Annotated in this window: 19 protein-coding genes; 14 read left to right on the forward strand and 5 right to left on the reverse strand. The window is 44.7% G+C overall.

The window, feature by feature from the left end:
• Positions 1-213: 213 nt before the first annotated feature.
• The 8 genes from QZ938_RS03120 to QZ938_RS03155 all read left to right on the forward strand — a co-directional run bounded on the left by QZ938_RS03120 (position 214) and on the right by QZ938_RS03155 (position 9,843).
• Positions 214-2,886, forward strand: coding sequence for a response regulator (locus tag QZ938_RS03120; RefSeq protein WP_293363069.1), 2,673 nt, complete (start codon positions 214-216; stop codon positions 2,884-2,886).
• Entirely contained in the window at positions 2,861-4,519 is a 1,659-nt protein-coding gene (locus QZ938_RS03125; RefSeq protein ID WP_293347896.1) for an adenylate/guanylate cyclase domain-containing protein, read from the forward strand. Before QZ938_RS03120 ends, QZ938_RS03125 begins: the two co-directional genes overlap by 26 nt.
• Positions 4,520-4,587: 68 nt before the next feature.
• The gene (locus tag QZ938_RS03130) at positions 4,588-5,103 is read left to right on the forward strand and encodes a DUF1499 domain-containing protein (protein ID WP_293146469.1); all 516 of its coding nucleotides are present in this window, start codon (positions 4,588-4,590) and stop codon (positions 5,101-5,103) included.
• 337 nt (positions 5,104-5,440) lie between these two features.
• The gene (locus tag QZ938_RS03135; RefSeq protein WP_293146471.1) at positions 5,441-6,310 is read left to right on the forward strand and encodes a DUF2382 domain-containing protein; all 870 of its coding nucleotides are present in this window, start codon (positions 5,441-5,443) and stop codon (positions 6,308-6,310) included.
• A gap of 577 nt (positions 6,311-6,887) precedes the next feature.
• Positions 6,888-7,781 (forward strand): YsnF/AvaK domain-containing protein, encoded by an 894-nt coding sequence (locus QZ938_RS03140; RefSeq protein WP_293347899.1) that lies wholly within the window; start codon positions 6,888-6,890, stop codon positions 7,779-7,781.
• A 317-nt stretch (positions 7,782-8,098) separates the two neighbouring features.
• Positions 8,099-8,254 carry a hypothetical protein gene (locus QZ938_RS03145; RefSeq protein WP_293358804.1) on the forward strand — a complete coding sequence of 52 codons (156 nt, stop codon included), beginning with the start codon at positions 8,099-8,101 and terminating at the stop codon, positions 8,252-8,254.
• A 2-nt stretch (positions 8,255-8,256) separates the two neighbouring features.
• Positions 8,257-8,742, forward strand: coding sequence for a glutathione peroxidase (locus QZ938_RS03150; RefSeq protein WP_293146477.1), 486 nt, complete (start codon positions 8,257-8,259; stop codon positions 8,740-8,742).
• Positions 8,743-9,369: 627 nt separating this feature from the next.
• The gene (locus QZ938_RS03155) at positions 9,370-9,843 is read left to right on the forward strand and encodes a VOC family protein (RefSeq protein ID WP_293146479.1); all 474 of its coding nucleotides are present in this window, start codon (positions 9,370-9,372) and stop codon (positions 9,841-9,843) included.
• Between the two features lie 291 nt (positions 9,844-10,134).
• Here the strand turns inward: QZ938_RS03155 and QZ938_RS03160 are convergent, their stop codons facing one another.
• The 3 genes from QZ938_RS03160 to QZ938_RS03170 form a co-directional block, all read right to left on the reverse strand.
• A complete protein-coding gene (locus QZ938_RS03160) occupies positions 10,135-12,747 on the reverse strand; it encodes a PAS domain S-box protein (protein WP_293347902.1) in 2,613 nt (870 codons plus the stop codon).
• Between the two features lie 42 nt (positions 12,748-12,789).
• The gene (iscB, locus tag QZ938_RS03165) at positions 12,790-14,064 is read right to left on the reverse strand and encodes an RNA-guided endonuclease IscB (RefSeq protein ID WP_293347905.1); all 1,275 of its coding nucleotides are present in this window, start codon (positions 14,062-14,064) and stop codon (positions 12,790-12,792) included.
• 392 nt (positions 14,065-14,456) lie between these two features.
• Complete coding sequence (locus QZ938_RS03170) at positions 14,457-14,729, reverse strand: hypothetical protein (RefSeq protein ID WP_293146487.1); 273 nt, start codon at positions 14,727-14,729, stop codon at positions 14,457-14,459.
• Positions 14,730-14,858: 129 nt separating this feature from the next.
• On the opposite strand from QZ938_RS03170, the gene QZ938_RS03175 reads away from it, so the two are divergent.
• Positions 14,859-15,356 carry a hypothetical protein gene (locus QZ938_RS03175; RefSeq protein WP_293347911.1) on the forward strand — a complete coding sequence of 166 codons (498 nt, stop codon included), beginning with the start codon at positions 14,859-14,861 and terminating at the stop codon, positions 15,354-15,356.
• Between the two features lie 352 nt (positions 15,357-15,708).
• On the forward strand, positions 15,709-15,831 hold the full coding sequence (locus QZ938_RS03180; RefSeq protein WP_293347914.1) for a hypothetical protein: 123 nt from the start codon (positions 15,709-15,711) through the stop codon (positions 15,829-15,831).
• 20 nt (positions 15,832-15,851) lie between these two features.
• On the opposite strand, the gene QZ938_RS03185 is transcribed toward QZ938_RS03180, so the two are convergent.
• Positions 15,852-17,987 (reverse strand): ATP-binding protein, encoded by a 2,136-nt coding sequence (locus QZ938_RS03185; RefSeq protein WP_293146489.1) that lies wholly within the window; start codon positions 17,985-17,987, stop codon positions 15,852-15,854.
• A 142-nt stretch (positions 17,988-18,129) separates the two neighbouring features.
• Positions 18,130-18,474 carry a hypothetical protein gene (locus QZ938_RS03190; protein ID WP_293347917.1) on the reverse strand — a complete coding sequence of 115 codons (345 nt, stop codon included), beginning with the start codon at positions 18,472-18,474 and terminating at the stop codon, positions 18,130-18,132.
• Positions 18,475-19,051: 577 nt separating this feature from the next.
• On the opposite strand from QZ938_RS03190, the gene cynS reads away from it, so the two are divergent.
• The 4 genes from cynS to QZ938_RS03210 all read left to right on the forward strand — a co-directional run bounded on the left by cynS (position 19,052) and on the right by QZ938_RS03210 (position 23,613).
• Positions 19,052-19,495, forward strand: a complete 444-nt coding sequence (gene cynS / locus QZ938_RS03195) for a cyanase (RefSeq protein WP_293335360.1) — start codon at positions 19,052-19,054, stop codon at positions 19,493-19,495.
• A gap of 352 nt (positions 19,496-19,847) precedes the next feature.
• On the forward strand, positions 19,848-21,230 hold the full coding sequence (gene clpX / locus QZ938_RS03200) for an ATP-dependent protease ATP-binding subunit ClpX (protein WP_293146495.1): 1,383 nt from the start codon (positions 19,848-19,850) through the stop codon (positions 21,228-21,230).
• 377 nt (positions 21,231-21,607) lie between these two features.
• A complete protein-coding gene (locus QZ938_RS03205) occupies positions 21,608-22,111 on the forward strand; it encodes a hypothetical protein (protein WP_293347920.1) in 504 nt (167 codons plus the stop codon).
• Entirely contained in the window at positions 22,111-23,613 is a 1,503-nt protein-coding gene (locus QZ938_RS03210) for a hypothetical protein (protein ID WP_293347923.1), read from the forward strand. The genes QZ938_RS03205 and QZ938_RS03210 overlap by 1 nt, the downstream gene beginning before the upstream one ends.
• Positions 23,614-24,060: the final 447 nt, after the last annotated feature.

Below are 24,060 nucleotides of genomic sequence, written 5' to 3' on the forward strand. Positions count from 1 at the left end.
CACAAACAATCTTGAAATTATCTGCATCGCTTACCAGTTTCTCTGTAAATCAAACAATCATGCAAAAGCTCTCAATTTTATCTGTGGTGTAAATCTAAAATCAACTTGCTGACTGGGGTGGCAAGGCAGTGAAACTGGCAAAAAAAGCGAAACCAAACAACTCTTTTTGCCTTGAATAAGTAAATATTCAACAAAAAAATGGCAAATAAATTTATGAAGAAACCTGTGATTGTTTGTATAGATGACGAGCCTGATGTTTTGGAAAGCTTAAAGATTGAGCTCAAAAAGGCGATCGGCGATCGGTGCATTATTGAAACGGCAGAAGGTGGAGAAGATGCTTTGGAATTGCTGGCAGATTTGCGGGCTGATGAGCATGAAATAGCTTTGGTGCTTTCCGATTACATCATGCCGGATATTAAAGGGGACGAGCTGCTCAAACAAATTCACGAACAATCGCCCGATACGCTGACTATTATGCTGACGGGACAAGCCGATTTACAAGCTCTGAGCAACAGCATCAAGTATGCTAAGTTGTACAGATACATCCAGAAACCTTGGCAAGATGAAGATTTGCAAATAACAGTAGTAGAAGCAATACACAGTTATTTGCAAGACCAAAAATTAACAATTGAAACTATCAAGCGACAACAAGCCAACGAGGAGTTAAAGAGAGTCAATGCGGAGTTAGAGGTGGTAAACGCAGACTTGAAGCTAGCCAATGAGGAATTATCTGCGAGTGAAAGTCGGCTGAATCAATTTTTAGGAGCTTTGCCGGTGGGGGTATCTGTTTACAATCCCGATGGCTCGATCGCGTATTTGAATCATGCAGCGCAGGAATTGCTTGATTCACAAACTGTCCTCGCGAGGGCTGCCCAAACATGGCGTGGAATGGATCAATTTTATAACGGCGAGAGCGATCGCCTATATTTTCCTGAAAATTTTCCGATTTTACGGGCGCTGAGAGGGGAATCTGTCAAAGTTGATGATGTTGAAATCACTCAATACGGTTTGATAATTACTTTAGAGGTAACTGCTACGCCAATTTTTGACAGCAGCGGAAATGTTGTTTTTGCGATCGCAGCTATTCAAGACATCAGCGAGCGCAAAGAAGCAGAAAGAGTCCTCGCAAATTACCAGCGTACCTTAGAAGCTGACATTGTGGAACGCACAGAACAACTGCAACAGGCTGCATTAGCTGCCCAAGCAGCAAACAGAGCGAAAAGTACGTTTCTCGCCAACATGAGCCACGAGTTGCGTACCCCCCTCAATGCCATACTCGGTTTTACTCAAATCGTCGAATCTAGCCCGAATCTAACAGCAGACGATCGAGACAATATCAGAATTATTCACCGCAGCGGCGAACACTTGCTGACTTTAATCAATCAAGCTTTAGACTTGGCAAAAATCGAAGCGGGCCGGATGATTGTTTTTCCGACAAACTTCAATCTCTACGACTTGCTTGACGAAATGGAAGATATGTTTCAACTACGAGCGAAAAATCAAGGTTTGCAGTTAGTTTTCCAGCGAAATACAGATGTTCCGGAGTACGTGCGAACTGATGAGGTAAAACTGCGCCAAGTGCTAATCAATCTCCTCAGTAATGCCATGAAATTTACCAGAGTTGGCGGGGTATCTGTAAGAGTGAGGCCTCTTAGGCAAGGCAGTTCGGCGGGGACAGATGTAGGGGATGTCATGGATGTGACAGATAGAAGTAATAGAGAAGAAGCAAGAGGAAATGATTCAGAAGGCGAAATTGTCATTGTGGCTGAAAGTCCTACAAATTTAGATGGTTCGACAAGTTACACTCTGCCTGAGAGTGGAAATTTGACGGAGAATAATTTAGATTTGTCTGGTTCGTTGTTTCTGCAATTTGAAGTAGAAGATACAGGAAGTGGCATTTCTCCCGAAGAATTGGGCAAGGTTTTTCAAGCCTTCGTGCAAACAGAATCCGGTCAAAAAGCTCAAAAAGGGACGGGTTTAGGCTTGACGATCAGCAGCCAATTTGTACGGCTAATGGGCGGCAATATTACTGTGGAAAGCGAGCAAAATCGAGGTACGATTTTTAGATTTGAGATTGAAGTTGATGCAGTTGATGCCGCTTCGATTCCTACCCCGGAAATCAGCAGCCAGGTGATGGGAGTGGAACCAGATGGGATTTCCTACCGGATTTTAGTTGTGGACGATCGCAAAGACAACCGCCAACTTTTAGTCAAAATGCTTTCTCCCTTGGGTTTTGCAGTGAAACAGGCTAGCAACGGCCGTGAAGCGGTAGAAATGTGGGAAAACTGGCAGCCGCACTTAATCTTGATGGATTTGCAAATGCCGGTGATGGATGGCTGCGAAGCGACGATGGAAATTAGACTCAGGATACAGCAGAGAGAGTCCAAGCCAGCAATGGGGGAGGAAATCAACGTTTCTGGTGTCGAACCTCTGATTCCGAAGATTATTGCTTTGACAGCTAGTACCATTGAAGGGAGGCGATCGTTTGCTTTATTCGTCGGCTGCGACGATTTTATTAACAAACCCTTCCGCAAAAATGATATCTTTGATACTCTTCACAAACATTTAGGGGTGAAGTATCTATACTCTAACTCAACGGATTTGATGTCAGCGGGCGATCGCCACAATCTATCTGACTCCCAGTCTAATGATGCGCTTGCTTATTTACCCATACTTCCCGCACAATGGATAGATAACATGAGGCAGGTAATCCGCAGTGCTGATTTTGACTTAATTGGGATAACAATCGAGGAAATAAGGGATGCTCATCCTGAATTTGCCGAAATCCTCCAGGGTCATCTCGATAATTTTGATTACCAGAAAATTCTCAATTTAGTTGCCGAGGCGGAGGAATCAGATCGTGGAGATGAAGGCGGAACAAACTGAAAACTATCAAGCAGATATTTTAGTAGTTGACGATACGCCAGACAATCTGCGTTTGTTGATTAGAATCTTGCAAAAAAATGGCTATAAAGTTAGACCTGTCACTAATGGTTTTTCGGCTATAGATGCAATTCAGTCTAGCGTCCCAGATTTGATTTTGCTGGATATTATGATGCCGGATATTAACGGTTATGAATTATGTCAAAAACTGAAATTACAACCGCAATTTAGCGAAATTCCCATCATTTTTATCAGCGCGTTAGAAGAAGGAATAGATAAGGCAAAAGCTTTTGAAGTAGGCGGAGCAGATTATATCACAAAACCTTTTCAGGTGAAAGAAGTATTGGCGCGAGTGAGCAATCAACTGACCGTGCGTTCTTTGCAAATGCAACTGCAAGAAAAAAATCAAAAATTGACCGATCAAAATGTCCAGTTGCACCAGGAAATTGCCGAACGCCGTCAGGTTGAAATGGAAACAAGATTGCTGCTGGAGGCAACTCAAGCTATTAGCAAATCTGACAATTTTGAGTCGGCTATAGATGTGATTTTAGGTTTAATTTGCCAAACTATTGAATGGAATCTGGGCGAAGCTTGGATTCCTAACAGTGACGGCGTTTTAAGATGTGCTAGAGGCAGGTACGTCAGCGATTCGAGTTTTGCCCAATTCCGACAGACAAGTTGGCAGCTAACTTTTGCTCCTGGTGTGGGACTCCCAGGGAGGATTTGGCAGTCGCAGCAGTCCGAATGGATCGAGGATGTTTCTACTGCACCGGAACAAGTGTTTCTGCGATCGGAAATTGCGGTAAATGTGGGATTGAAAGCAGCTTTTGGTTTGCCAATTTTGGCGGAAAATCAAGTGTTAGCTATTTTGATTTTTTATCGCGAAAAAGTTCTGGAATCTCAGCCGCGCTTGCTGGAATTGGTGAGTGCGGTTGCTACGCAGCTCGGTTCGCTGATTCAGCGGAAACAAGCTGAAGCAGCACTGAAAGTGCAGCAAGAGCAAACAGAGAAATTGCTGCTGAATATTTTGCCTAAACCTATTGCTGAGCGCTTGCAAAAAGGCCAAAACCCGATCGCGGATCATTTTGATGAGGTGACGGTATTGTTTGCTGATTTGGTGGGTTTTACAGAGTTTTCGGCTCACAAAAGTCCGACGCAGTTGGTAGAAATTTTGAATGGAATTTTCTCGGAGTTCGATCGGTTGTCTGAGTTGCACGGGTTGGAAAAGATTAAGACGATTGGGGATGCTTACATGGTGGTTGGGGGTTTGCCGACGGCGCGCCAAGATCACTCTGAGGCGATCGCACTTTTAGCTTTGGATATGCAGGCAGCTTTGAGAAAGTTTAATCTCAAAATTGGAGAAGGTTTTCAATTGCGGATCGGAATTCACAGCGGTTCGGTGGTGGCGGGAATTATTGGGATTAGCAAATTTAGCTACGATCTGTGGGGAGATACTGTGAATGTTGCTTCGCGGATGGAGTCGAACGGATTGCCGGGTAAAATTCAAGTGACGGCGAAGACTTACGAGCGTTTGAAAGAGCAGTTTATTTTTGAAGAACGGGGGCCTATCACGGTTAAAGGTAAAGGAACAATGCTGACTTACTGGTTGCTCGAAGAACAAACTCAATCTATTTAGGTTTGAGATGTCAATTTCAATTAATATTAAAATTAGATCTAAATCGCACTTTCTGGAGAACTCATCCTTTGCAAACAGTTGAAACAAAATCGCCGACAGCATTGAAAAGAGTCCTAGTTGTTTTAATATCGCTGGTAGCTGTAGCGGTACTGGCGATCGCAACTTTTATCCTAATTCCCGGAGAAAAAACCATGTTTGCTGGAAAAAGACCTACTAATATCGGCATTGTATCAGGAAAACTGGCAGCGTGCCCTGCTTCCCCCAACTGCGTCAGCAGCTTCAGTCAAGATGCCGAGCACCAAATTGAGCCTTTGGCTTACACTTCGTCGCCTGCTGAGGCTATGGCTAAGCTCAAAGGGGCGATCGAGTCCTCGGGCAAAACTAAAATTATCACCGCAACCGATAATTACCTGTATGCGGAGTTCAGCAGTGCTTTGATGGGCTTTGTGGATGATGTGGAATTTTTGGTAGATGATGGGGCAAAGGTGATTCACGTGCGATCGGCTTCGCGTCTGGGACAGTCGGATTTAGGAGTCAACCGCAAACGCATAGAAACCATCAGAGCTCAACTAAATCCACTCTAAACCTAAAATTTCTAGCTTTCCTGAAGCCTCTCTCCTAGAACATTCTGAAACTACAGGTACGTTGTTGGGCTTTAGCCCTCTTTAGACTGATAGAGAAAGAGGGCTAAAGCCCAACAACGTACCTAATCTTTTTTCGTTCCTCGCAATGACACTAGCCCTAACTGAACCGTATTGTGACTCAATCCAGTATTGAATCGCTGAGTGCGCTAGCACCGACACCGCGCTGTATTCCTATAGTATTAAACGCCCTAAATTGAGCAGTTCAGACTTTAGGGAGAGGGAAGTTAAGCCATTAATTTCTACTATTAATTTAAGTAGAGCGACGAGGAAAAAACACATGGCACTTCAAAGAATTGCAGAGTTTGAGCCTAACTATAAGGAAGAAATATTTGCGGGAGACGACATCAAGGGATTTGATGTTTATGCCGGCGACTCTGACGAAAAAGTAGGCACCGTTTATGACGCATTGGTTGATGAAACTGGCCGTTTTCGCTATCTGGTAGTTGATACCGGCATTTGGATTTTTGGTAAAAAAGTATTGCTGCCGATCGGCTCGGCCCGCTTCGACTACGGAGCCCATCGCGTCTACGCCACAGGCCTTCGCAGCAAAGCTCAAGCAGAACAACTGCCGGCTTACAATGAATTAGAACCACTAGATTACGATCGCGAAGAACAGGTAAGAGGCATCTACCGCAATCCCGGCACAGCAGCAGCAGCAGCACCTGTGGCAAGCACTGCAACTCCTGCTAGCTACGATCGCAGCAACTACAGCTACGATATGGATCGCCCCCTCTATGAAACCAACGAACAAAACCACCAAAATCTCAAGCTTTATGAAGAACGCTTGATTGCCAACAAAAACCGCGCCAAAACAGGCGAAGTAGCAGTTGGTAAGCGGGTAGAAACTGAAACAGCAAGAGCTTCAGTACCCATTGAAAAAGAACGAGTCGTAATCGAGCGAGTCACACCAGTCGAAGCTGGTAGAGTAGTTTCAGTCGGTGACGCTGACTTCCAATCAGGGGAAGTTGCACGCATCGAAGTCTACGAAGAAACGGCCGACATTCACAAGGAAGCCTACGTGCGCGAAGAAGTCAACGTCAGAAAAGAAGTTGTTCGCAGCACGGTTGACGGGGAAGAAACCTTGCGCCGTGAAGAATTAGACATTCAGACTGACGGAACTCCGGTTGTAGATAATAAAACTATCTAAACCAACCGCAAAAAGTCTTGAATAGGAATTGCGGATTAATCGCATAATTCTCTCACCGCACAGGTTTGAATTTGGCGATCGCGCAATTCCTAGATGACGCGATAGGCTTCAGTTAAGCCAGATCGTCCTGGCGCTCCCCCTTAAGAAATACGGTGGTTTTATTCTGAGGATAGGAGATATAAAACTACCAAAAGTATCGCTCAAAGATCGGCTCGCACTTGGGCCAAGGTACGTAGTTGCGCTTCAGCGCTATACGCTTATATTATAAAGAGCGCCCAAGCGCAACTACATACCTAATTTTTCTGACGATGATAAAACAGCTATAACGGGAGTGTAGTGCGAAAATTGTCAGTTTTTGGCAAAGTTTATGCACTTTCCCAGAAATAATTAGTTTAAAGCCCGCCCGCCCGATCGGGAGAAATTAAAATCAGACAATTCATTACTCCATTTCTCTTCCTTCTAGGTAGAGGTCGCTCTCAAACTGTCAATTGTCAACTGTCAACTGTCAACTGTTGAACCGCCTTTACCAATTTGCCTCAATTCATAATAAAAATCCCTAAGTAGGAAAGTTTTAAAAATGAACGGTCAAGCATCAGCCGAAAAAGTAGCCACAGCCAAATCAAATACCCGTCTCAACCGGGTGCCGGAAAAAGTCAGAACTAAGCTAAAAAGTTTTACAATCAAAGACAACCAAGGTCACTTGGTAGGCAAAATCAAAGATGTCTATTTCGATCCTAACGGTCAGCTAAACTTTGTGGTATCAGGGCTAGGTCGCGAAAACCCCCGCATTTTTTTAGTAAGTATCAAGCTGCTCAAAAAAGTAGATTATCATCAAAAAACTCTGTTTGTAAGTATTAAGTCCGATGCAGTCGATCTGCTGCCCGGATTTGTGGGAACGGCAGAGTATGAATATTTAGGAAAATCCTCAGAACAGCTTGATGAAGTGAGCAAAAACGAGTCAACTAATCCCTCAACAGTTATGTCAAATCTAACAGATGCCGATCGCCAAAATGAACATTTAGAGACCGATGAGGATGACGAAAACTTGGATATTGTCGATCGTGAAGTAATTCGCCTGCTAGAAGAACGATTGGTAATCAATCGCAGCAAGCGCAAAGTCGGCGAAGTCATTGTCCGCAAAGAAATTGAGACTCGGATGGTACAAGTGCCGATCCAGTGGGAAAAGTTGATTGTCGAACAAGTCGGCGACGATCCGAAGGTTTTGGCAGAGATAGATTTGGGCGAGGGAAACATCACCGGTATAGATTTGGCAGAGATTAAGAGCGATCGCCAGGAACCGACAGTTAAGGCAGAATTTACGTCTGTGCAGAAAGCTAGCAAAATCTTAAATGCGATCGCCTCTCAACCCCGCCACGGTTGCGTCAAAGTCCGCCTAGAAATAGTTTTGGAAGACAAGCAACTTGAGGATACGTACCAAAAATGGATGACAGAAAGCCACTCAGATAAGTGAGGTACGTTGTTGGGCTTAAGCCCTCTTATACTTATCGTGTAGTAAACGGGGTTGCATCAAAAACTCCATTTACAGTCATACCTCATCTTTCGTTATAAATGTTATATATAAAGAGCGCTGAAGCGCAACTACGTACCTATTGTCTTGAGTAAACGGTGTTGTCTTATATATATGCCAATACGGTTTACTTAAGATCGTCATTGCGAGGAACGAAGCAATCTCCGTATCTATTTTTCATAGCGGTTTATCCCCAGGGCGCTATACAAGTAAACGGTATTGATATATATGCAAGAGCGCCCAAGCGCAACTACGTACCTATGGAAAAATTTCATCGGCTTCGCCAATATCTATCATATCCGCCCGAACTCCGCAAACCCCCCGGTCGGGATTTTTTAATTTTGAGCGATCGGCAAATCGACAAAATCTTACCAAATTGCGGTAAAATTGTGCTAGTCAAATTTAGAAATATTTGAAAATGCCCAGCACCATCTCCGACATTAATGTAAAAACGATCGCAGGCGCAGACAAGCAGCTAGGAGAGTACGCTGGCCAGGTACTCTTGATAGTTAACGTAGCTTCCAAATGTGGCTATACACCTCAATACAAAGGACTCGAAGAATTGAGCCAGAAGTACGGCGCCGCCGGACTCCGCGTTTTAGGATTTCCCTGCAACGACTTCGGAGCTCAAGAACCCGGAAGCAACGCAGAAATCGTCAATTTCTGCACTACAAAATACGGTGTCAGCTTTGAATTATTTGACAAAGTAAGCGCTAAAGGCAGCCAGCAGCACCCGCTGTACGCTCAGCTTACGAATGCAGTCGATCCCAAAGGTGAGGTTTCCTGGAATTTTGAAAAATTCTTAGTTAGCAAACAGGGTGAAGTGGTTGCCAGATTCCGCAGCAGCGTGGGCCCAGATTCGCCGGAATTGATCGCTGCGATCGATCGAGAATTGGCAAAATAAGCAGTTCGGCAACGGATTTTTTGACCGATGTAACGGATGGATGTTTAGTTATTGTAGGGTGCGTCAGGGGTGAATGTTTTGCATACAGACTAACAATTTTCTTCCTGATACCAATTTTTTATGAGGCTGCTCCCGAATCTGATCCCCCCCTAACCCCCCTTAATAAGGGGGGGACTGGAATCTTCTCAAAGTCCCCCTTCTTAAGGGGGATTTAGGGGGATCGGAATATGTGCAACTTCACATTAAATTGGTATGACGCACCCTACGGTTAGTTAGCTTGTTTTTTCTTCTCTTCCCCATTGTTAAGAAGCAATCAGCAATTAATAAATAGTGATTATTGGATTTAATTGGAGAATGGTTTAATTTAATGGAAAATACATCTGGATTAGATTTAGCTGTAGGTTTACTGGCGTTCGCGATACTGGGAGGCGGGCTGGCCATGCTATTTGTAGGTATGGCATCGTTCCCTAAAGAAAAGTAACAATAATTGAGATTAAGTCCTCACGATCTTTAAATTGGTTCGTAGTGAGGACTTCAGTCCTTATAGAAATCTGAGGACTGAAGTCCTCACTACAAACTCTGAATAAATTTCACATCGTCCAATTTTAACAGTAGCAATTGACAACCATGCAAACTACCGAAAGCACCGTCAAAATTGCCTTGGCGCCGGGGAACTTGCGCCGCGTTCACCATATCGCTTTAAACGTGCGCGATATGAAAGCTTCCCGCCACTTCTACGGTACAATTCTCGGCTTGCACGAACTCACAGGTGCAGAAATTCCCGTAAGTTTAACAGAAATGGTGGCTGCTGGTAAAGTCGCTAATTTCATCACTCCAGACGGGACTGTGATTGACTTATTTTGGCAGCCAGATTTGGAACCGCCAAACCCCGATCCCCAAAAGGCTTTTACTCGCGCTAACCACTTGGCCTTTGACATCGATCGCGATTTGTTCGATCGCGCTTTGGAAGTGCTAAAGTCTAATGAAATTGCGATCGACAGCGGCCCCGTCACCCGCGCTACAGGACGCGGCATTTACTTCTACGATCCCGATGGATTTATCATCGAAATCCGCTGCGATGCAGACAATATGGCGGTTTAAACCAGGTTTAGACAAACGAAGTCCATGCCAAGCAGGCTGAAGAAAATAACGTAATTTTAACCGCCCGCTCTTCAACCCGCGCACCATCCGGGTTTTGTTTGTGTAGACGCGGTTTCAACCGCCGTCTTATCTTACGTCTTATACCAATTTAATGTGAAGTTGCATATATCTCGATCCCCCTAAATCCCCCTGATTGTTGGGGGACTTTGAGAAGAATCTTGTCCCCCCCTCCCACCAGGGGGGTTAGGGGGGATCAGATTCTATGCAGCCTCATAAAAAATTGGTATTATCTTATTTGCTAATAGGTTGCTTCGGCCAAGTAAACCGAAAAGTTGCTCCCTCACCTTCGGCCGATTCCAGAGAAATAGTGCCGCCTTGAGATTCGACAATTTTCTTCACCAGCGACAAACCAATGCCAGTATTTTCAACTTTATCGCGAGCTTCCAAGGTCTGAAAAATCACAAAAACTTTATCGTGATATTGAGGAGCAATCCCCGGCCCGTCATCAGCTACAGCAAACTCGTAAAAATTCTCTAACTCCTTAAACGATATGTTTACGCGGCCGGATTCATTTCTATTGTGTTTGATGGCGTTGCTAATTAAATTAGAAAAAACTTGCTGCAACGGCAATCTTTCAGTCACAAAAGTTGGCATTCCCGGTTCAACTTTTACTTCAAATCCTGACGGCGGTGCCAACGAATCAATAATTTCTGCTAATAACTTCCCAACTTTTACAGTTTCTGAAGCCAGTTGAATGCGTCCGACGCGGGAATATTGCAGCAGTCCCTCAATCAATGATTCCATCCGGTGAACTCTGCCGCGCAGCAGGTTCATTTGGTGCAGAGTATCCTCTGTCATCGAATCGCTGAGGTCTTCTTCTATCCAACTGCTGAGATTTGCGATCGCCCTAAGCGGCGCTTTCAAATCGTGAGAAACTACATAAGCAAACTGATCTAACTCTTGATTCCGCTTTCTCAACACACTCGTCGTTTGAGCCAGCGAGTTCGCCGTCCACCTCAATTCTTCAGCGTGCAACCGCAACGATTCCTCAGCTTGTTTGCGTTCCCTAATATCTTCTACCACACCCATCAGCAATTGAGTGCCATTTTGTTCTTGCAGCAGCGAAACCGTCAAGTTGACCCACACTAACTCTCCGTCTTTGCAGACATAGCGCTTTTCTATACAGTAATTATCAATTTTTCCTGCTAATAATTCGCCTAAAAGTTCCAGTTCGTTTCCTAAATCTTGTCCAAAAGTAATATCCTGAAATTTTTTAGCCATCAATTCTTGACGGCTGTAGCCGACAATTTTGCAAAGTTTTTGATTGACTAACAGCAACTTGCCATCCACACTCGCTTGAGCCATGCCGACTGCGGCTTGTTCAAAAGTATCGCGAAACCGCTGCGCGATTTCGGCTAAAGCACTTTCTGAGCGCTTGCGATCGCTAATATCGTTGCTAATTTCCAAAATAGCCTGGGGTCGATCTCGATCGTCGCGCTGCAAAGTCCACCGACTCGCCACCGTAATTTTTGTGCCGTCTTCCTTGGTACGCACCAGTTCCCCTTGCCAATATCCCCGCTCGAAAAACACTTTTTGAATTTCGTCAAAAGGCTGCGTCCATTCTGTGTGCAAAAGCTCGTGAATATTTTTTCCTATTGCTTGCGAATTCCGCCACCCGTAGAGCCACTTCGCCCCCAAATTCCAATAAGAAATCACCCCGTTCAAGTCGAGTACCGCGATCGTATCGTTCGCAAAATCCAGCATTTGCGCTTGCTTGCGGAGAGTTTCCTCAGCTTGTTTCCGTCCTCCCACATCGCGGCAAATCGCAACAAACAACCGTTGATTTGCCAGACACATTTCGCTGATGGCAAGCTCCATCGGAAACTTGGTGCCGTCGCTGCGAATTCCGACAGTTTCTTGCTGGTAAGTCTTCAGTTTAGCATCGGGATTTAAGACAAAATATTCGATCGCATAATCTCCCGTGCTGCTGTCGGGCTGCGGTTGAGCTATCAGTTGGCGCAGGTTCGAGCCAATTGTGCGATCGGCTTTTTCGCCAAAAATCCGTTCTGCTGCCGCATTAAAAGACTCAATATTGCCCGATTCATCTAAAGTAATAATCCCATCAGCCGCATTGTCTACCACAGCTTGAATGCGAGTTTTACTTTCTTGCAAGCCTGCTTGCCGCTTCCTCAATTCCTGGTCTAAACTATGAAATAAATACCAGGAAGCTGCTCCACCCAGACAGCCGACAAGCAAACCAGCAAATTGCAGGAAATTAATTAAATCTACCAACTCACCTACTCGTCCCTCTAAAGCCTTCTGGTAGGCTTGGCTGGCATCAGCAAACGCATCAATTTTTTCGCGCAGCTTATCCATCTTCAATTTATCTCGAACTAACACCTGAATTATTTCCGGCGACTGAACTTTTGTTCCCGCACTGTCGAGCTTATTCAGAGTGTTTTGCAATACAATTATTTGCTGTTCGGTACTTTGTTTAATTTCTGCAAATCCCTGAGCTGGCAGTTGATTTTCTGCCACCGCGATTTCGAGTTGAGCCAGCAGCGGAGGCAAGCTCTTCTTTGCTTCTAAATATGGTGCTAGAAAATCGCGGCGCTTCGTCAACCCGTAACCCCGAATGCCCGTTTCCGCATCCACCACAGTGGTTAACAAGCGGTTGGTTCCGTGAAGTATTTCCTTATTAGTATCTGCTCGCTTTCTTATCTGTATTGCACTATCCCGGAGTCCTGCAATTGCAATCAGCGAAGCAAACAGACAAATCACGGGGATAGCAACGATGACAGTTCCCCGCTGGCGAATTGGTCGGTCTGTCCATACAAAGTGGACGAAGCGATCGAGCAAATACTTCACCAGAAAAACGAGCGAGAAGCCCCGGGCTAACGACATGGGGAGGAAAGCGGCAGCGACGACCGTCGCCTTGAAATATTTTTAAAACCCATAGCTATAGCCATCTTTTTTGTGGATTGCTTTGCAATACTTGTGGCTAATACCTGTTACTCTCCCAGCCTTCGTTACGATATCAAAACTGCCTGAAGCACGGCATAGAAGCCGCCCTGTATAAGAGCCGACTTTCTTCCCTGCGGTAACGGTTGCGCTGACAATATCGCCAGTCTGAAACCCTTTGTGAATTTGCACTCTGGACTTGTGCCGAATGGGAAATCCGTACTGGTTTGTGCCGCACATCTGTCGTGTCCCCTGACCTTTTGCCACAATCAACAAAGGCTTTGAAGTCAATACTTTGAGCGTGTCAATGCTGCCCACACACGCAGCATCAAGCCAGTGCGATTTAGCCAACCCTAACCGATGGCGATTGAACTTAGTTTGTCCGCCCGTGCCAGTAGTGACGGGCAATCCCGTTTCTTTAAGTGCATTAAATAATGCCCATCGGGTTGAGTTGACCGCTGCTGCATCTTTGAGTGGTAGCTTTGCTTGTTTGAGGATGCGGTTTAACAGGTCGGGTTTAGCTGCCAGGAATGCTCGAATATCCTGATTGCCTTTCTTTTGATTGCAATCGTGACAAGCCAGTGTCAAATTGGAAACCCTGTCAGAGCCACCTCTTGACTTGGGCTGAATGTGCTCAACCTCAAAAGGTACATTTTCTGCCGAGCAATAAGCACACTGCCGATGCCATTTTTCCAAGAGATACTGCCGGACTTCGTAACCCTGCAATTCTCCCTGCTGATACATAACGCCTGAGATTTCAGGGTTTTGCATGAGTTGAGAATCAAACCGCACTAACTCTTGAACAATGCTGGCAACGGGAGCGAGTCGAATCAATTTGCGAACCCATGTAAGTGTTGTTTCGACTCGGTGTTGCCCCGATGGAGCGAGCCAACCATCGGGGCGAGTGCGATTGAGAAATCGTGCCTTACGGTATCGAGTTTTGCGATTGCGTCTCCCTCGCCTAAGTTGACGGCGAGAGAGAAGTGCATCTTTAATTTGCTGTCCCCGGTGTTGCAGTTCGGCTCCGAAGATAATCTTGTTGTCCTGTTTGATTGCAACCCCCGTGACTTTCGATCCCGGATCTAATTTCAGTTCTAGCGGTTCAGGATTCGTCTCAACTGCTTTTTTCAAAACAATCGTAAACGGATATCGGCGAAATACCGCTGCTTTTCCAGCTTTCAGCAATGACCTTGCTATTCCTGGTTTACAGGGTGATAGCGGTTTGCGATTGGTATCAATTACAAAGACAAAGTTAGACATTGTTGCGTCTCCTCTGATTGCTCGTAATGTTCGCTTCGCCAATGTTTTTAAGGCTTGTCATGTTGGCTGCACTTCCTTAACCCATTACAGATGTTTAACAACCAACGATAGGGCTACAAACTAGCGACGCATTTGTAGGTATCGTGACCTTAAAAACGTAGACGCTTGTTGCGTCTGAGGCTGGTCATGTTCTGGCTTGTATCCCGCTCGAAGAGTCGGACAGTCTACAAGCCCCTGCCTTTAGGCATGGGGTTCATGACGGATATTGTGAGGAGAAAGTTTGCTGTCAGTATATCGCTTTTTGGCAATTTATGCTATAGAACAGCTCGTTTTTTTGTGTTTGGCGATCGCCCGGACGCAACCGTGGAAACTAGATTATGCCCCGGCGATGGCTAGCTACTGACAGTGACAGAAGATTTTTTAGCAAGGTTTTTAAGCCCAAGCAAGGAGAAGGAAAAGCGTTTTTTCGGCAGCGAGACAGCAGGCACAGCACAAAGACTTGTTTCTACTTTACTTTCGTTTTCGCTTTCGGCTTTGGGTTTCAAACTAGAGTCTGTTTCGCAAACATTCTGAACTGCTGGAACTACAGTCCATTTGCCTGTAGTGGGATCGCGATAAGAAGTGAAAGGATTTATTTTTAGCGGTTGACTGCAAGGTTTAATCATCTCGATGCACTCCTTTAATTTTGAGAACTTGTGTGCTGCTGTCAGTGGGATTGCTATCTCGGCAGTAGAGGCAGCAGTTTGAAGGTTCAAGGGAGAAGGCAAAAAGCCGAATTGTGTTTCTGAGTTCTTATGCCTTTGATAATTCCTGATTTCCTGTTAACTTTTGCCTTCTACTCGTTAGCGACGATAGCATTACTTTTACCAAATTGCCTTTCTAGAAGCAATACCCCCACCCCCCTTCTGTGGCAGGTTGAGGTGGGAATTTTGAATGCAGCAAGGCGCTATATCCTGGTTGTGGCAAAAGTTTGGGATAATGAAAGTATTCTAGGCTGGCAAAAAATGCGACTGTGTGATCGGAAACAGAGGTCGATCGCGATCGGTATCACAATTAACAGGGAATTGGTTATTGGTTATTGGTTATTGGTTGTTGGTTATTGGTTATTGGTTATTGGTTGTTGGTTGTTGGTTATTGGTTGTTGGTTATTGGTTGTTGGTTATTGGTTGTTGGTTATTGGTTGTTGGTTATTGGTTATTGGTTGTTGGTTATTGGTTGTTGGTTATTGGTTATTGGTTGTTGGTTATTGGTTATTGGTTATTGGTTATTGGTTATTGGTTATTGGTTATTAGTCATTGGTTATTGGTTATTGGTTATTGGTTATTGGTTATTGGTTATTGGTTATTGGTTATTGGTTATTAGTCATTGGTTATTGGTTATTGGTTATTAGTCATTGGTAATGGCGAATTATTGCATCTTTTACCCATCCGTTAAATCTGTTAAATCCCCATCGCATGGGGAGCATCTCAGTTTTGCAAGAAACATTTTTTATTTTTCGTGCTGTCCCCGCTCGCGTGCTTATACACGCACGCGAGCGGGGACGCTCGCACTATAATGCAAAACTGAGATGCTCTCCATCGCGTGCTCGTTGCCTTCTTCCTTCTCCCTTCTTCCTTCTTTCTTCTTCCTTATGACCAATGACCAATGACAACTGTCAACTGTCAACTGTCAACTGTCAACTGTCAACTGTCAACTGTCAACTGTCAACTGTCAACTGTCAACTGTCAACTGTCAACTGTCAACTGTCAACTGTCAACTGTCAACTGACAACTGTCAACTGTCAACTGTCAACTGTCAACTTTGCCCTTTAATTGAACAATAAAAGTAGAGCCAACACCTAACTGACTCTCAAGAGTGATATCGCCGCCCATCATCTGGCAAAACAAGCGGCTAATCGCCAATCCCAAACCAGTGCCTCCGTACTTGCGAGTAGTCGAAGCATCCCCTTGCATAAAAGGTTGAAACAAACCCTGCTGCTGTTGTTCAGACATTCCAATCCCCGTATCAGATACTTGCAAATAAACCCAATCGCTATCGCCTGCTGGCTCGCGAGTGGCGCCCAGCAGCACCGTTCCACCTTCGGTAAACTTGAGGGCATTCGAGAGCAAATTGAACAAAATTTGCCTGACTTTAGTTAAATCTGCATACATTACTCCCAAATTTGGAGAGCAAGAAACTTCTAATTGATTGTGATTTTTTTCAACTAAAGGGTGCAAAGTTTCAACAACTTCTTCTATTAAATTGCCGAGGTCAAATTCTTCTAAGTAAACCTCCATCCGACCGGCTTCTATCTTAGAAAGGTCGAGAATATCGTTAATTAAATTCAGCAAGTGTTTGCCGGCGTTACGAATTTTTTGGGTATCGGGGATGAAGTCATCGAGTCCGCAGTCCAGTGCTTCTTCTTCTAGCATTTCGCTGTAACCGATAATGGCGTTGAGCGGCGTCCGCAGTTCGTGGCTCATATTGGCTAAAAAAGTGCTTTTAGCTCTGGAAGCTGCTTCTGCTTTGTGTAAGGCTTCTTGCAAGGCGATTTCGGCTCTTTTACGATCGGCAATTTCGCTGCGGAGCAGTTGATTGGTGGCGGTGATTTGAGCGGTGCGCTGATCGACGGTCATTTCTAGCTGCGCTTTGGCTTTGGAGAGTGCTTCCTGAGCTCGCTGGCGTTCAAATCCTTCGATCGCCAGCGCGACTAAATTTGCTAAAGAATCGGCGAAGGTACGCTCCTCCAGAGCCCACTCGCGGGGCGCGCCGATATGTTCTATGGAGAGGATGCCCACGATCTGGCCGCCGAGCCTAATTGCTACATTTAAGATCGATGAATTTGGCTTGCTTTTATTCGGTAGCACACCGGAATGTTCGGCGATCGATGATAAGTGACACAAGTTTGTTTCGATCGAGTTTTGAGTGTGCGGCGCCGGTTCTAAACCATTGTCTTCAGCTAGATTTTCGCCCGGCGCGTCGTTTTCTATATCTAAAATTGAAAATTTTAAATCGCTTGCTGATATGCACTGGCGGCTCAAATGATGCTCGTGAGTGCGATCGTACAAGTCGAGACAAACTAATTTGAGGTTGGGGATTTTAAATTGAGAATGATTGACTGACTCGTTATCGTTTCGGGGCGCCGCCTCTGTATCGAGAGATTCTTTTTGGTTGCGGGCGATCGCTCTGTGGGTAAAATTTAGCTGAGGATCGATCGGGTAGCCAGTTCCAAATCTGTCGTGGTTGTAAAGCCAGACGCTGACTTTTTCCACCTCCAAAGTGCGCGCAGCAGCCTCAGTAATTTCGCGAATTCCCACAGTCAGCGCACCGCTGTTGAGAGTCCTCTGCCGCCCTAGCTGCAACAGGGCCAGACTCTGGCGCCGGAGCCGCTTTTCGCTCTCTTGGAGAATGTTTTCTGCTTGCTTGCGCTGAGTGAGATCGTACAAGGCGCACAATGCCGTCGGCTGACTCTTAAACTGGAGGGACTGAACCGAGAGTATTGCCCAGAAAGGGGTTCCGTCTGATTTTTTGCAGTGGAGTTCGTAGTTTTGCAGGTATCCGTCTTGGGCGAGGGCGTCGAGTACCTTTGGGCGATCGGCAGGGTTGACGTAAAAGTCTGGGGTGCGGCAACCGATCAATTCTTCTAGGGGTATGTTTAGCAGAGAAGCCAATTGAGCGTTTGCATAAAGTATTAAGCCGTCCGAGAGACGAGAAACCAATACCGGAACGGGAGTTGCCGAGGCGATCGCCCGAAACTGCTGTTCGCTTTCGCGCACCGCCAACTGAGCTTGAGAGAGCAAGTGAGCTTCCATCGTATCCGAATGTTGGGTGGTAGTCTCCAGCAAGATTTCTAGATCGGACTTTTCACATTTCAAGTTTTCTAGTTCCGCACTCAGTCGCTGAACGTCCAGAAGTAGCTGTTCTCTCGATGGTTCTTCCTGCATAGCAATTGAAAATTGGTAATTTTTAGTCTGTGCTGAAGTTTTTTACAGTTTGGTGCTAACTTATATTTGCATGGTTCTTCAGGCGCCCTCATCCTGGTTGCCCAAGGCGGGATAGGCGAACACCTTTACCTTGTGCGATTTACTATTCCAATTCTAAGTGCAAGGAAGGCATCAGCCGCTGCAAGTTCTTCAGCGATTTTCCCTGCCATGGTATCTGTTTTGAGCCTTGTATGGTAATTTGAATATTTTTTAGCTGGCGCACTTCGATCGCAAATTTTGATATAATGTTAATTCCTGAACTATTTAAAAATTCTAGTTTTCGCAAGTCTAGAGTAATCATATTAGGCGAAGAGTCCGTCACTTCGTTTAGCAGATCGACGATCGGCGCGTATTCTTCCATCTGGCCGATCCGAAACGAGCCGCAGCAGGTAACTGTTTGGGTAGCGCGATCGTACTCAATGCTGTAATCTTTGGTCTGAATATCCATACTTTTGTCACTTGTCGGTTATGAACGGTAAAAGGGCTTTGGCTGCGGGAGCGAGGATGGAGAGTCAGTCGATGTTAGATTTTAAAATTGAAGAATGAGAGATTTACTACTCCACAGATGAATCTGGGAGCAGGAACCTAATTCTAAAATTTGGGGTGGCTGGCGACTCCTGTCGGGGACTTCTATCCGTGTTTGCACGGGGGTCACGCTGGCACGATCCAAACTGGGCCGTTTGCCTTTGTTTGTCTAACTTGCACTGGATATACTGCCAACTGTATCATTGTCAGAGGGCAGTTAGGAGTGTTTTTTGGGATTAATCTGTTGCGATGCAATTTTAAAAAGATCGTGCAACTGTAGACCAGCTCTAAACCCTGGTAGTCATCAATTATTGCCAATCTCAAATCTTCTATACTCGAATGCGAAAATTGTATAAGTTGCCAAGGTTGACGAGACCTGGTTTTGCTGAAGCGATCGCGATCGATCGATTCTGTTTTTTAGATTGAGTTGCCATTGACAAAATCACCAAAATGTGAGAAATATTTCATACCTGGTACAGCAGTAAGTTGGAGAATATTTAATGGCAATTTCAGAAATTACAGAAAAGCTTTTGGCTGCTAAAAAAGCTAAGGGAATTAGTTTTGCCGAGTTGGAAAAAGTTTTGGGTCGCGACGAAGTTTGGATTGCGGCGGTTTTTTACCGTCAAGCTACCGCATCGGTCGATGAAGCCGAGAAAATTGTCTCGGCTTTGGGATTGGATGGCGAGACGGCTGCGGTGCTCTGCGAACCTCCGTTAAAAGGTTCTTTGGATCCAACAGTTCCGGTTGACCCGTTGATTTATCGCTTCTATGAAATTATGCAGGTGTACGGGATGCCGCTCAAAGCAGTGATCCACGAAAAATTCGGTGACGGGATTATGAGCGCGATCGACTTTAGTTTGGATGTCGAGAAAGAAATAGACCCAAAAGGCGATCGAGTGAAAATAATTATGTCAGGAAAATTTTTGGAATACAAAAAATGGTAAGCAAGTGCCGCTTTGCTTCAAGGGAAAATAAAAACTTCAAAATTTGGTCGCATGAGTCATGACTCATGACTGATGGATCAAAAGTGTTAACTTAGAAATAGAGAGCGCGAAGGTTGAGCAGGCAAAAAATTGAGACAAGCCCCTGACTTAACTCATGTAGAGCCCCAAGTTTTAGACGAAGGTTCAACCTCCCAAATTTATCCGTGGAGTAAATCTAAAATCTAAAATCTAAAATCGACTGACTGGCTTGGGTGTCCGCTGGGGAAGCCTTTCTAGGGCAGAGAATCGGTCGATTCCGGCGCAACTGGGCCAGTCTAACAAGCAACCGCAACCGTAAAGTAAGAGGCTAAATATGTCAAAATATGACTCCCATCTCAGATGCTCCTTTTGCGGCAAGTCGCAGGAGTACGTCCGCAAGTTAATAGCTGGGCCCGGCGTGTACATTTGCGATGAATGTGTGGAACTGTGTAATGAAATTTTAGAAGAGGAGTTTTTTGACTCCAGCAAAACAATTGGTCAACAGATTCCCCAGTCAGAGGTGCGAGAGTCTCAGGGACAAGGAACGAAACGCCCGAGTCGATCGAGCAAATCGAAAATTGTTCTAGCGCAAATTCCCAAACCCACAGAAATTAAACAGCATTTAGACAACCACGTCATCGGCCAGCACTCAGCCAAAAAAGTCCTGTCTGTAGCAGTTTACAACCATTACAAGCGCTTGAGCGTAGACCAAGCCAAAGACAGCGGCAAGTCTTCCCCCGACAGCGATGTGGAACTGCAAAAATCCAACATCATGCTAGTCGGGCCCACAGGTTGCGGCAAAACCTTGTTAGCGCAAAGTTTGGCGCAAATGCTCGAAGTCCCGTTTGCGGTAGCCGATGCGACGACGCTGACAGAAGCTGGATATGTCGGCGACGATGTAGAAAATATCTTGCTGCGGCTGTTGCAAATGTCAGATTTTGATGTCGAATCGGCGCAGCGCGGGATTATTTATATTGATGAAATTGACAAGATTGCTCGCAAAAGCGAAAACACTTCGATCACCAGAGACGTATCGGGAGAGGGAGTGCAACAAGCGCTACTAAAAATGTTGGAAGGAACGGTGGTTAACGTGCCTCCACAAGGTGGCCGCAAACATCCTTACCAAGATTTTATTCAAGTTGACACGAGCAAGATTCTATTTATTTGTGGCGGTGCTTTTGTCGGTTTAGAAAAAATAGTTGACCAGCGTTTGGGTAAAAAATCCTTGGGCTTTATTCAGCCAACAGAAACTGAAAGCAACTCGACTTTGCCGGCGAAGGATAAGCGGGCGGCTGATATTTTGCAGCAGGTACAGCCGGATGATTTGGTTAAGTTTGGTTTAATTCCTGAGTTTGTGGGGCGGATTCCGGTGGTGACGGTGATTTCGCCGCTGGATGAAGCGGCGTTGATGCAGATTTTGACTGAACCCCGGAATGCGCTGGTGAAGCAGTATCAGAAGCTGTTGAAGATGGATAGCGTGGAGTTGGAATTTGAGCCGGATGCGCTGCGGGCGATCGCGCAGGAGGCCTACCGACGCAAAACCGGCGCGAGAGCTCTCCGCAGCATTTTAGAGGAGTTAATGCTCGATGTGATGTACGAATTGCCTTCTCGCAAGGATGTGGCTCACTGTACGATTACGAAGGAAATGGTCGAGAAGCGATCGACTGCCGAATTGCTGTGGCATCCCGCATGGCACAAACAGCACGAAACAGCTTAATTTTTAGAGTGTGCAGTGCGCACCTACAAGCCGTAAGGTTGCGCATTGCGTGCGAAAATTTTAGGATCTGTCGATCGGTTACAGTCAAATAAAATGAGTTCTAATCAATCAGGTGTCGATGAGTCAGTAACTAATCAGTCAGCATTAGCCAAACTACTCTGTGGAAATGTCGTTCCTGATGGAGGTGAAATTGATGAGGTGCTAAGTCATTTATCCGCGTCAATTGATAATCTTGTTAAAGAGCTAGTAACACTAGAATCCCTCAGTGATAACCAAATTTCATTATTTGCCCCATTTTTAGGGAGAAGTATACTGGAATTGGGATGTACCGCACTAATTGCGAGGCTCGATCCTTTTAGAGTCCTCCTACTTAGGGAATGTCAAAACCAGCCAAATTATCAATAGATAAGCCTAATAAGTCGTCTATACGTTGGCAAGGTGATGTTTTTGCAGACAAGGTTACGGATCTTTGGGCTGATAAGTCACTGCAAAACCCTACTAGAGCTTTGCTTGGAGATTATTATAAGAGACTAATATGGTCTGCTAACTTTGACAAGATGTTGGATGCAATCAGAGATGTCAGTGGGGATGAATGGATAGTCGATCTTAGAAGAAAGGATTTTGAAAGATTCTATAATGAAACTTTAAATGAGTTTTCAAGTCTATACTCTCAACTTTCAAAAGGAATACATCACGAACTGGTGATTCCTTTAAGTTCAGCATTTGATCGAGAAACAACTCAACGGATGATTGAGAAAACTGTTCGCAATATCGCTACCCTTGGACTAATTGTTTCTGTTGTCAGTCATGCAGTAAATAAACTCGATATTCCCGAAGCGATCGCAGCTTATAAAGAAATTCAAGAAATGGGAGTTTTCTAATGGTTAATACTATTTATGAAAATACATCGCTTATCTTAGCCGCAGAAGATTGTTCGCCTGAAGAGTTTGAGAAACTGCATTATTTCTCAAAACAAGAGCAGCGCTTTATTTCAAATTTGATTGCTCATGGCCCAGTGTTATTAAAAGGGGCGCGTGGTAGTGGAAAAAGTGCGCTTATGATAGAAGCATCAAGAAGAATGTATCCTGAAAATAATCTAAGCTCTACATTTGGCATATACATCAGTCTTCGTCATCTTGAATTACTCAGAAGTGAAGGTGAGAAGTATGAAAGAATGTTAAGTCAGCTAATAATTGACGCCGTAAATAAGACAATTATTAAAGCAGGTCATCTCTCTGAGTTTGAGGCTTCGCCAAACATCACATCACTTCAGAGAGAATTATCTAGTTTGTCGAGTGCATCTGGGAAAAGAATAGTTATTTTATTTGATGACGCGGCTCACATTGGTCGCGAAGCTCCGCTACATGAGTTTTTCGATATATTTCGGACTTTATCGAGCAGTATAATATCGTGTAAAGCTGCTATTTACCCTGGAGTTACTAATTTTGGAACAAGGTTTGATGTATATAATGATGCTACGGTGATCAATATTTCAAGGAATGATGAACTAGAAGATTATAATACCAACTTTGCCGAGATAATTAGAAAAAGGTTTTCTCAGCGACTACCTGAAGAGTCTTTCTCTGGTCAATTGACTTTAGAAAATGTTGCGGGGTTTATGGGACGGGCTGTACTGGGAAACATGAGGGGATTTATATTTGCATGGAATAGTCTGTCGGGAAACTGTGGAGAAAACAAGATTAGTTTAGCCCATATAACCAAGACACTGATAGACCTTGCCAGTAATTACTATTGGCCCTTGATTGAAGAGCTTAAGCCCAAACTTGGCATATATGCACCAATGCTCGATCCTGCAACGGAGATTGCAGAATCAATATTTCAGCAGGCTGGTGAGCAAAATAAGCAGAATGTACTTATTTTAAGAGAAATTGCACAACGTCTATCAAAGCCGTTAGAACTACTTGAATATACTGGATTTATTTCAATTCGAGATGTTTCACGGGCAATGAAATCGAGAGGACGAGGAACAAGATATAGCTTGAATCTATGCACATTGTTGGAAAAAACTACGAAAGCTCGGGTTACTAATGAAATTTATACTAGGTGGTTAAATGGGCAAAATGAGAGAAATGAGCCTTTAGAATTACACAAAGCAAGTGAATTGTTTAAAATTCAATTGCCTGAATTACCTGAGCATGGCGAAATGCTAATCTTAGAGGAAGATATTAGCAAACTCGAAAAATCTCAGGCATATCGTTATGGACTCACCCAGCATAAAATTGATATACTAAAAGATGCTGGGTACGTCACTGTGTCAAAATTAGCAGAAGCCAGCGACGAGTCTTTGTTAAACCTTAGAGACATAGGTTCGGAAAGCTTAAAGCGAATCCGCAGTACAGTTGCTCAAGCGATCTGGATGTAACCAAAAGCTAATACCAGTTCCCTAAAAATAGGTGACGCGGCCGCCCAAACTATTGTATCCGAGTTCGCGGGTTACTTGATAGCCATGTGTGGAAAAGTCGGGAAAAGCGTTCATAAGGTTTGTAGTGAGGACTTCAGTCCGCAGAAATATCAGAGGACTAAAGTCCTTACTACGAACCGGGTTAATTTATGTGGGTAGATATTAAAACTTGCTGTTACCAAGATAACTTTTTTGGGAAAGGGCGGCAAGCGTTCATAAGGTTTGTAGTGAGGACTTCAGTCCGCAGAAATATCAGAGGACTAAAGTCCTTACTACGAACGGGGTTAATTTATGTGGGTAGATATTAAAACTTGCTGTTACCAAGATAACTTTTTTGGGAAAGGGCGGCAAGCGTTCATAAGGTTTGTAGTGAGGACTTCAGTCCGCAGAAATATCAGAGGACTAAAG

Origin of the sequence: Microcoleus sp. CAWBG27, assembly GCF_020883145.1 — a bacterium.
Taxonomy (GTDB): Bacteria; Cyanobacteriota; Cyanobacteriia; order Cyanobacteriales; family Microcoleaceae; genus Microcoleus.

Coding starts and splice junctions, on each gene's coding strand:
- cynS (WP_293335360.1), top strand. CDS start 19,052: ATGGCAATTTCAGAAATTACAGAAAAGCTTTTGGCTGCTAAAAAAGCT.
- QZ938_RS03140 (WP_293347899.1), top strand. CDS start 6,888: ATGAACGGTCAAGCATCAGCCGAAAAAGTAGCCACAGCCAAATCAAAT.
- QZ938_RS03120 (WP_293363069.1), top strand. CDS start 214: ATGAAGAAACCTGTGATTGTTTGTATAGATGACGAGCCTGATGTTTTG.
- QZ938_RS03185 (WP_293146489.1), bottom strand. CDS start 17,987: ATGCAGGAAGAACCATCGAGAGAACAGCTACTTCTGGACGTTCAGCGA.
- QZ938_RS03170 (WP_293146487.1), bottom strand. CDS start 14,729: ATGATTAAACCTTGCAGTCAACCGCTAAAAATAAATCCTTTCACTTCT.
- QZ938_RS03205 (WP_293347920.1), top strand. CDS start 21,608: ATGTCAAAACCAGCCAAATTATCAATAGATAAGCCTAATAAGTCGTCT.
- clpX (WP_293146495.1), top strand. CDS start 19,848: ATGTCAAAATATGACTCCCATCTCAGATGCTCCTTTTGCGGCAAGTCG.
- QZ938_RS03150 (WP_293146477.1), top strand. CDS start 8,257: ATGCCCAGCACCATCTCCGACATTAATGTAAAAACGATCGCAGGCGCA.
- QZ938_RS03180 (WP_293347914.1), top strand. CDS start 15,709: ATGACAACTGTCAACTGTCAACTGTCAACTGTCAACTGTCAACTGTCA.
- QZ938_RS03175 (WP_293347911.1), top strand. CDS start 14,859: ATGCCTTTGATAATTCCTGATTTCCTGTTAACTTTTGCCTTCTACTCG.
- QZ938_RS03155 (WP_293146479.1), top strand. CDS start 9,370: ATGCAAACTACCGAAAGCACCGTCAAAATTGCCTTGGCGCCGGGGAAC.
- QZ938_RS03160 (WP_293347902.1), bottom strand. CDS start 12,747: ATGTCGTTAGCCCGGGGCTTCTCGCTCGTTTTTCTGGTGAAGTATTTG.
- QZ938_RS03135 (WP_293146471.1), top strand. CDS start 5,441: ATGGCACTTCAAAGAATTGCAGAGTTTGAGCCTAACTATAAGGAAGAA.
- QZ938_RS03190 (WP_293347917.1), bottom strand. CDS start 18,474: ATGGATATTCAGACCAAAGATTACAGCATTGAGTACGATCGCGCTACC.
- QZ938_RS03210 (WP_293347923.1), top strand. CDS start 22,111: ATGGTTAATACTATTTATGAAAATACATCGCTTATCTTAGCCGCAGAA.
- iscB (WP_293347905.1), bottom strand. CDS start 14,064: ATGTCTAACTTTGTCTTTGTAATTGATACCAATCGCAAACCGCTATCA.
- QZ938_RS03145 (WP_293358804.1), top strand. CDS start 8,099: ATGGAAAAATTTCATCGGCTTCGCCAATATCTATCATATCCGCCCGAA.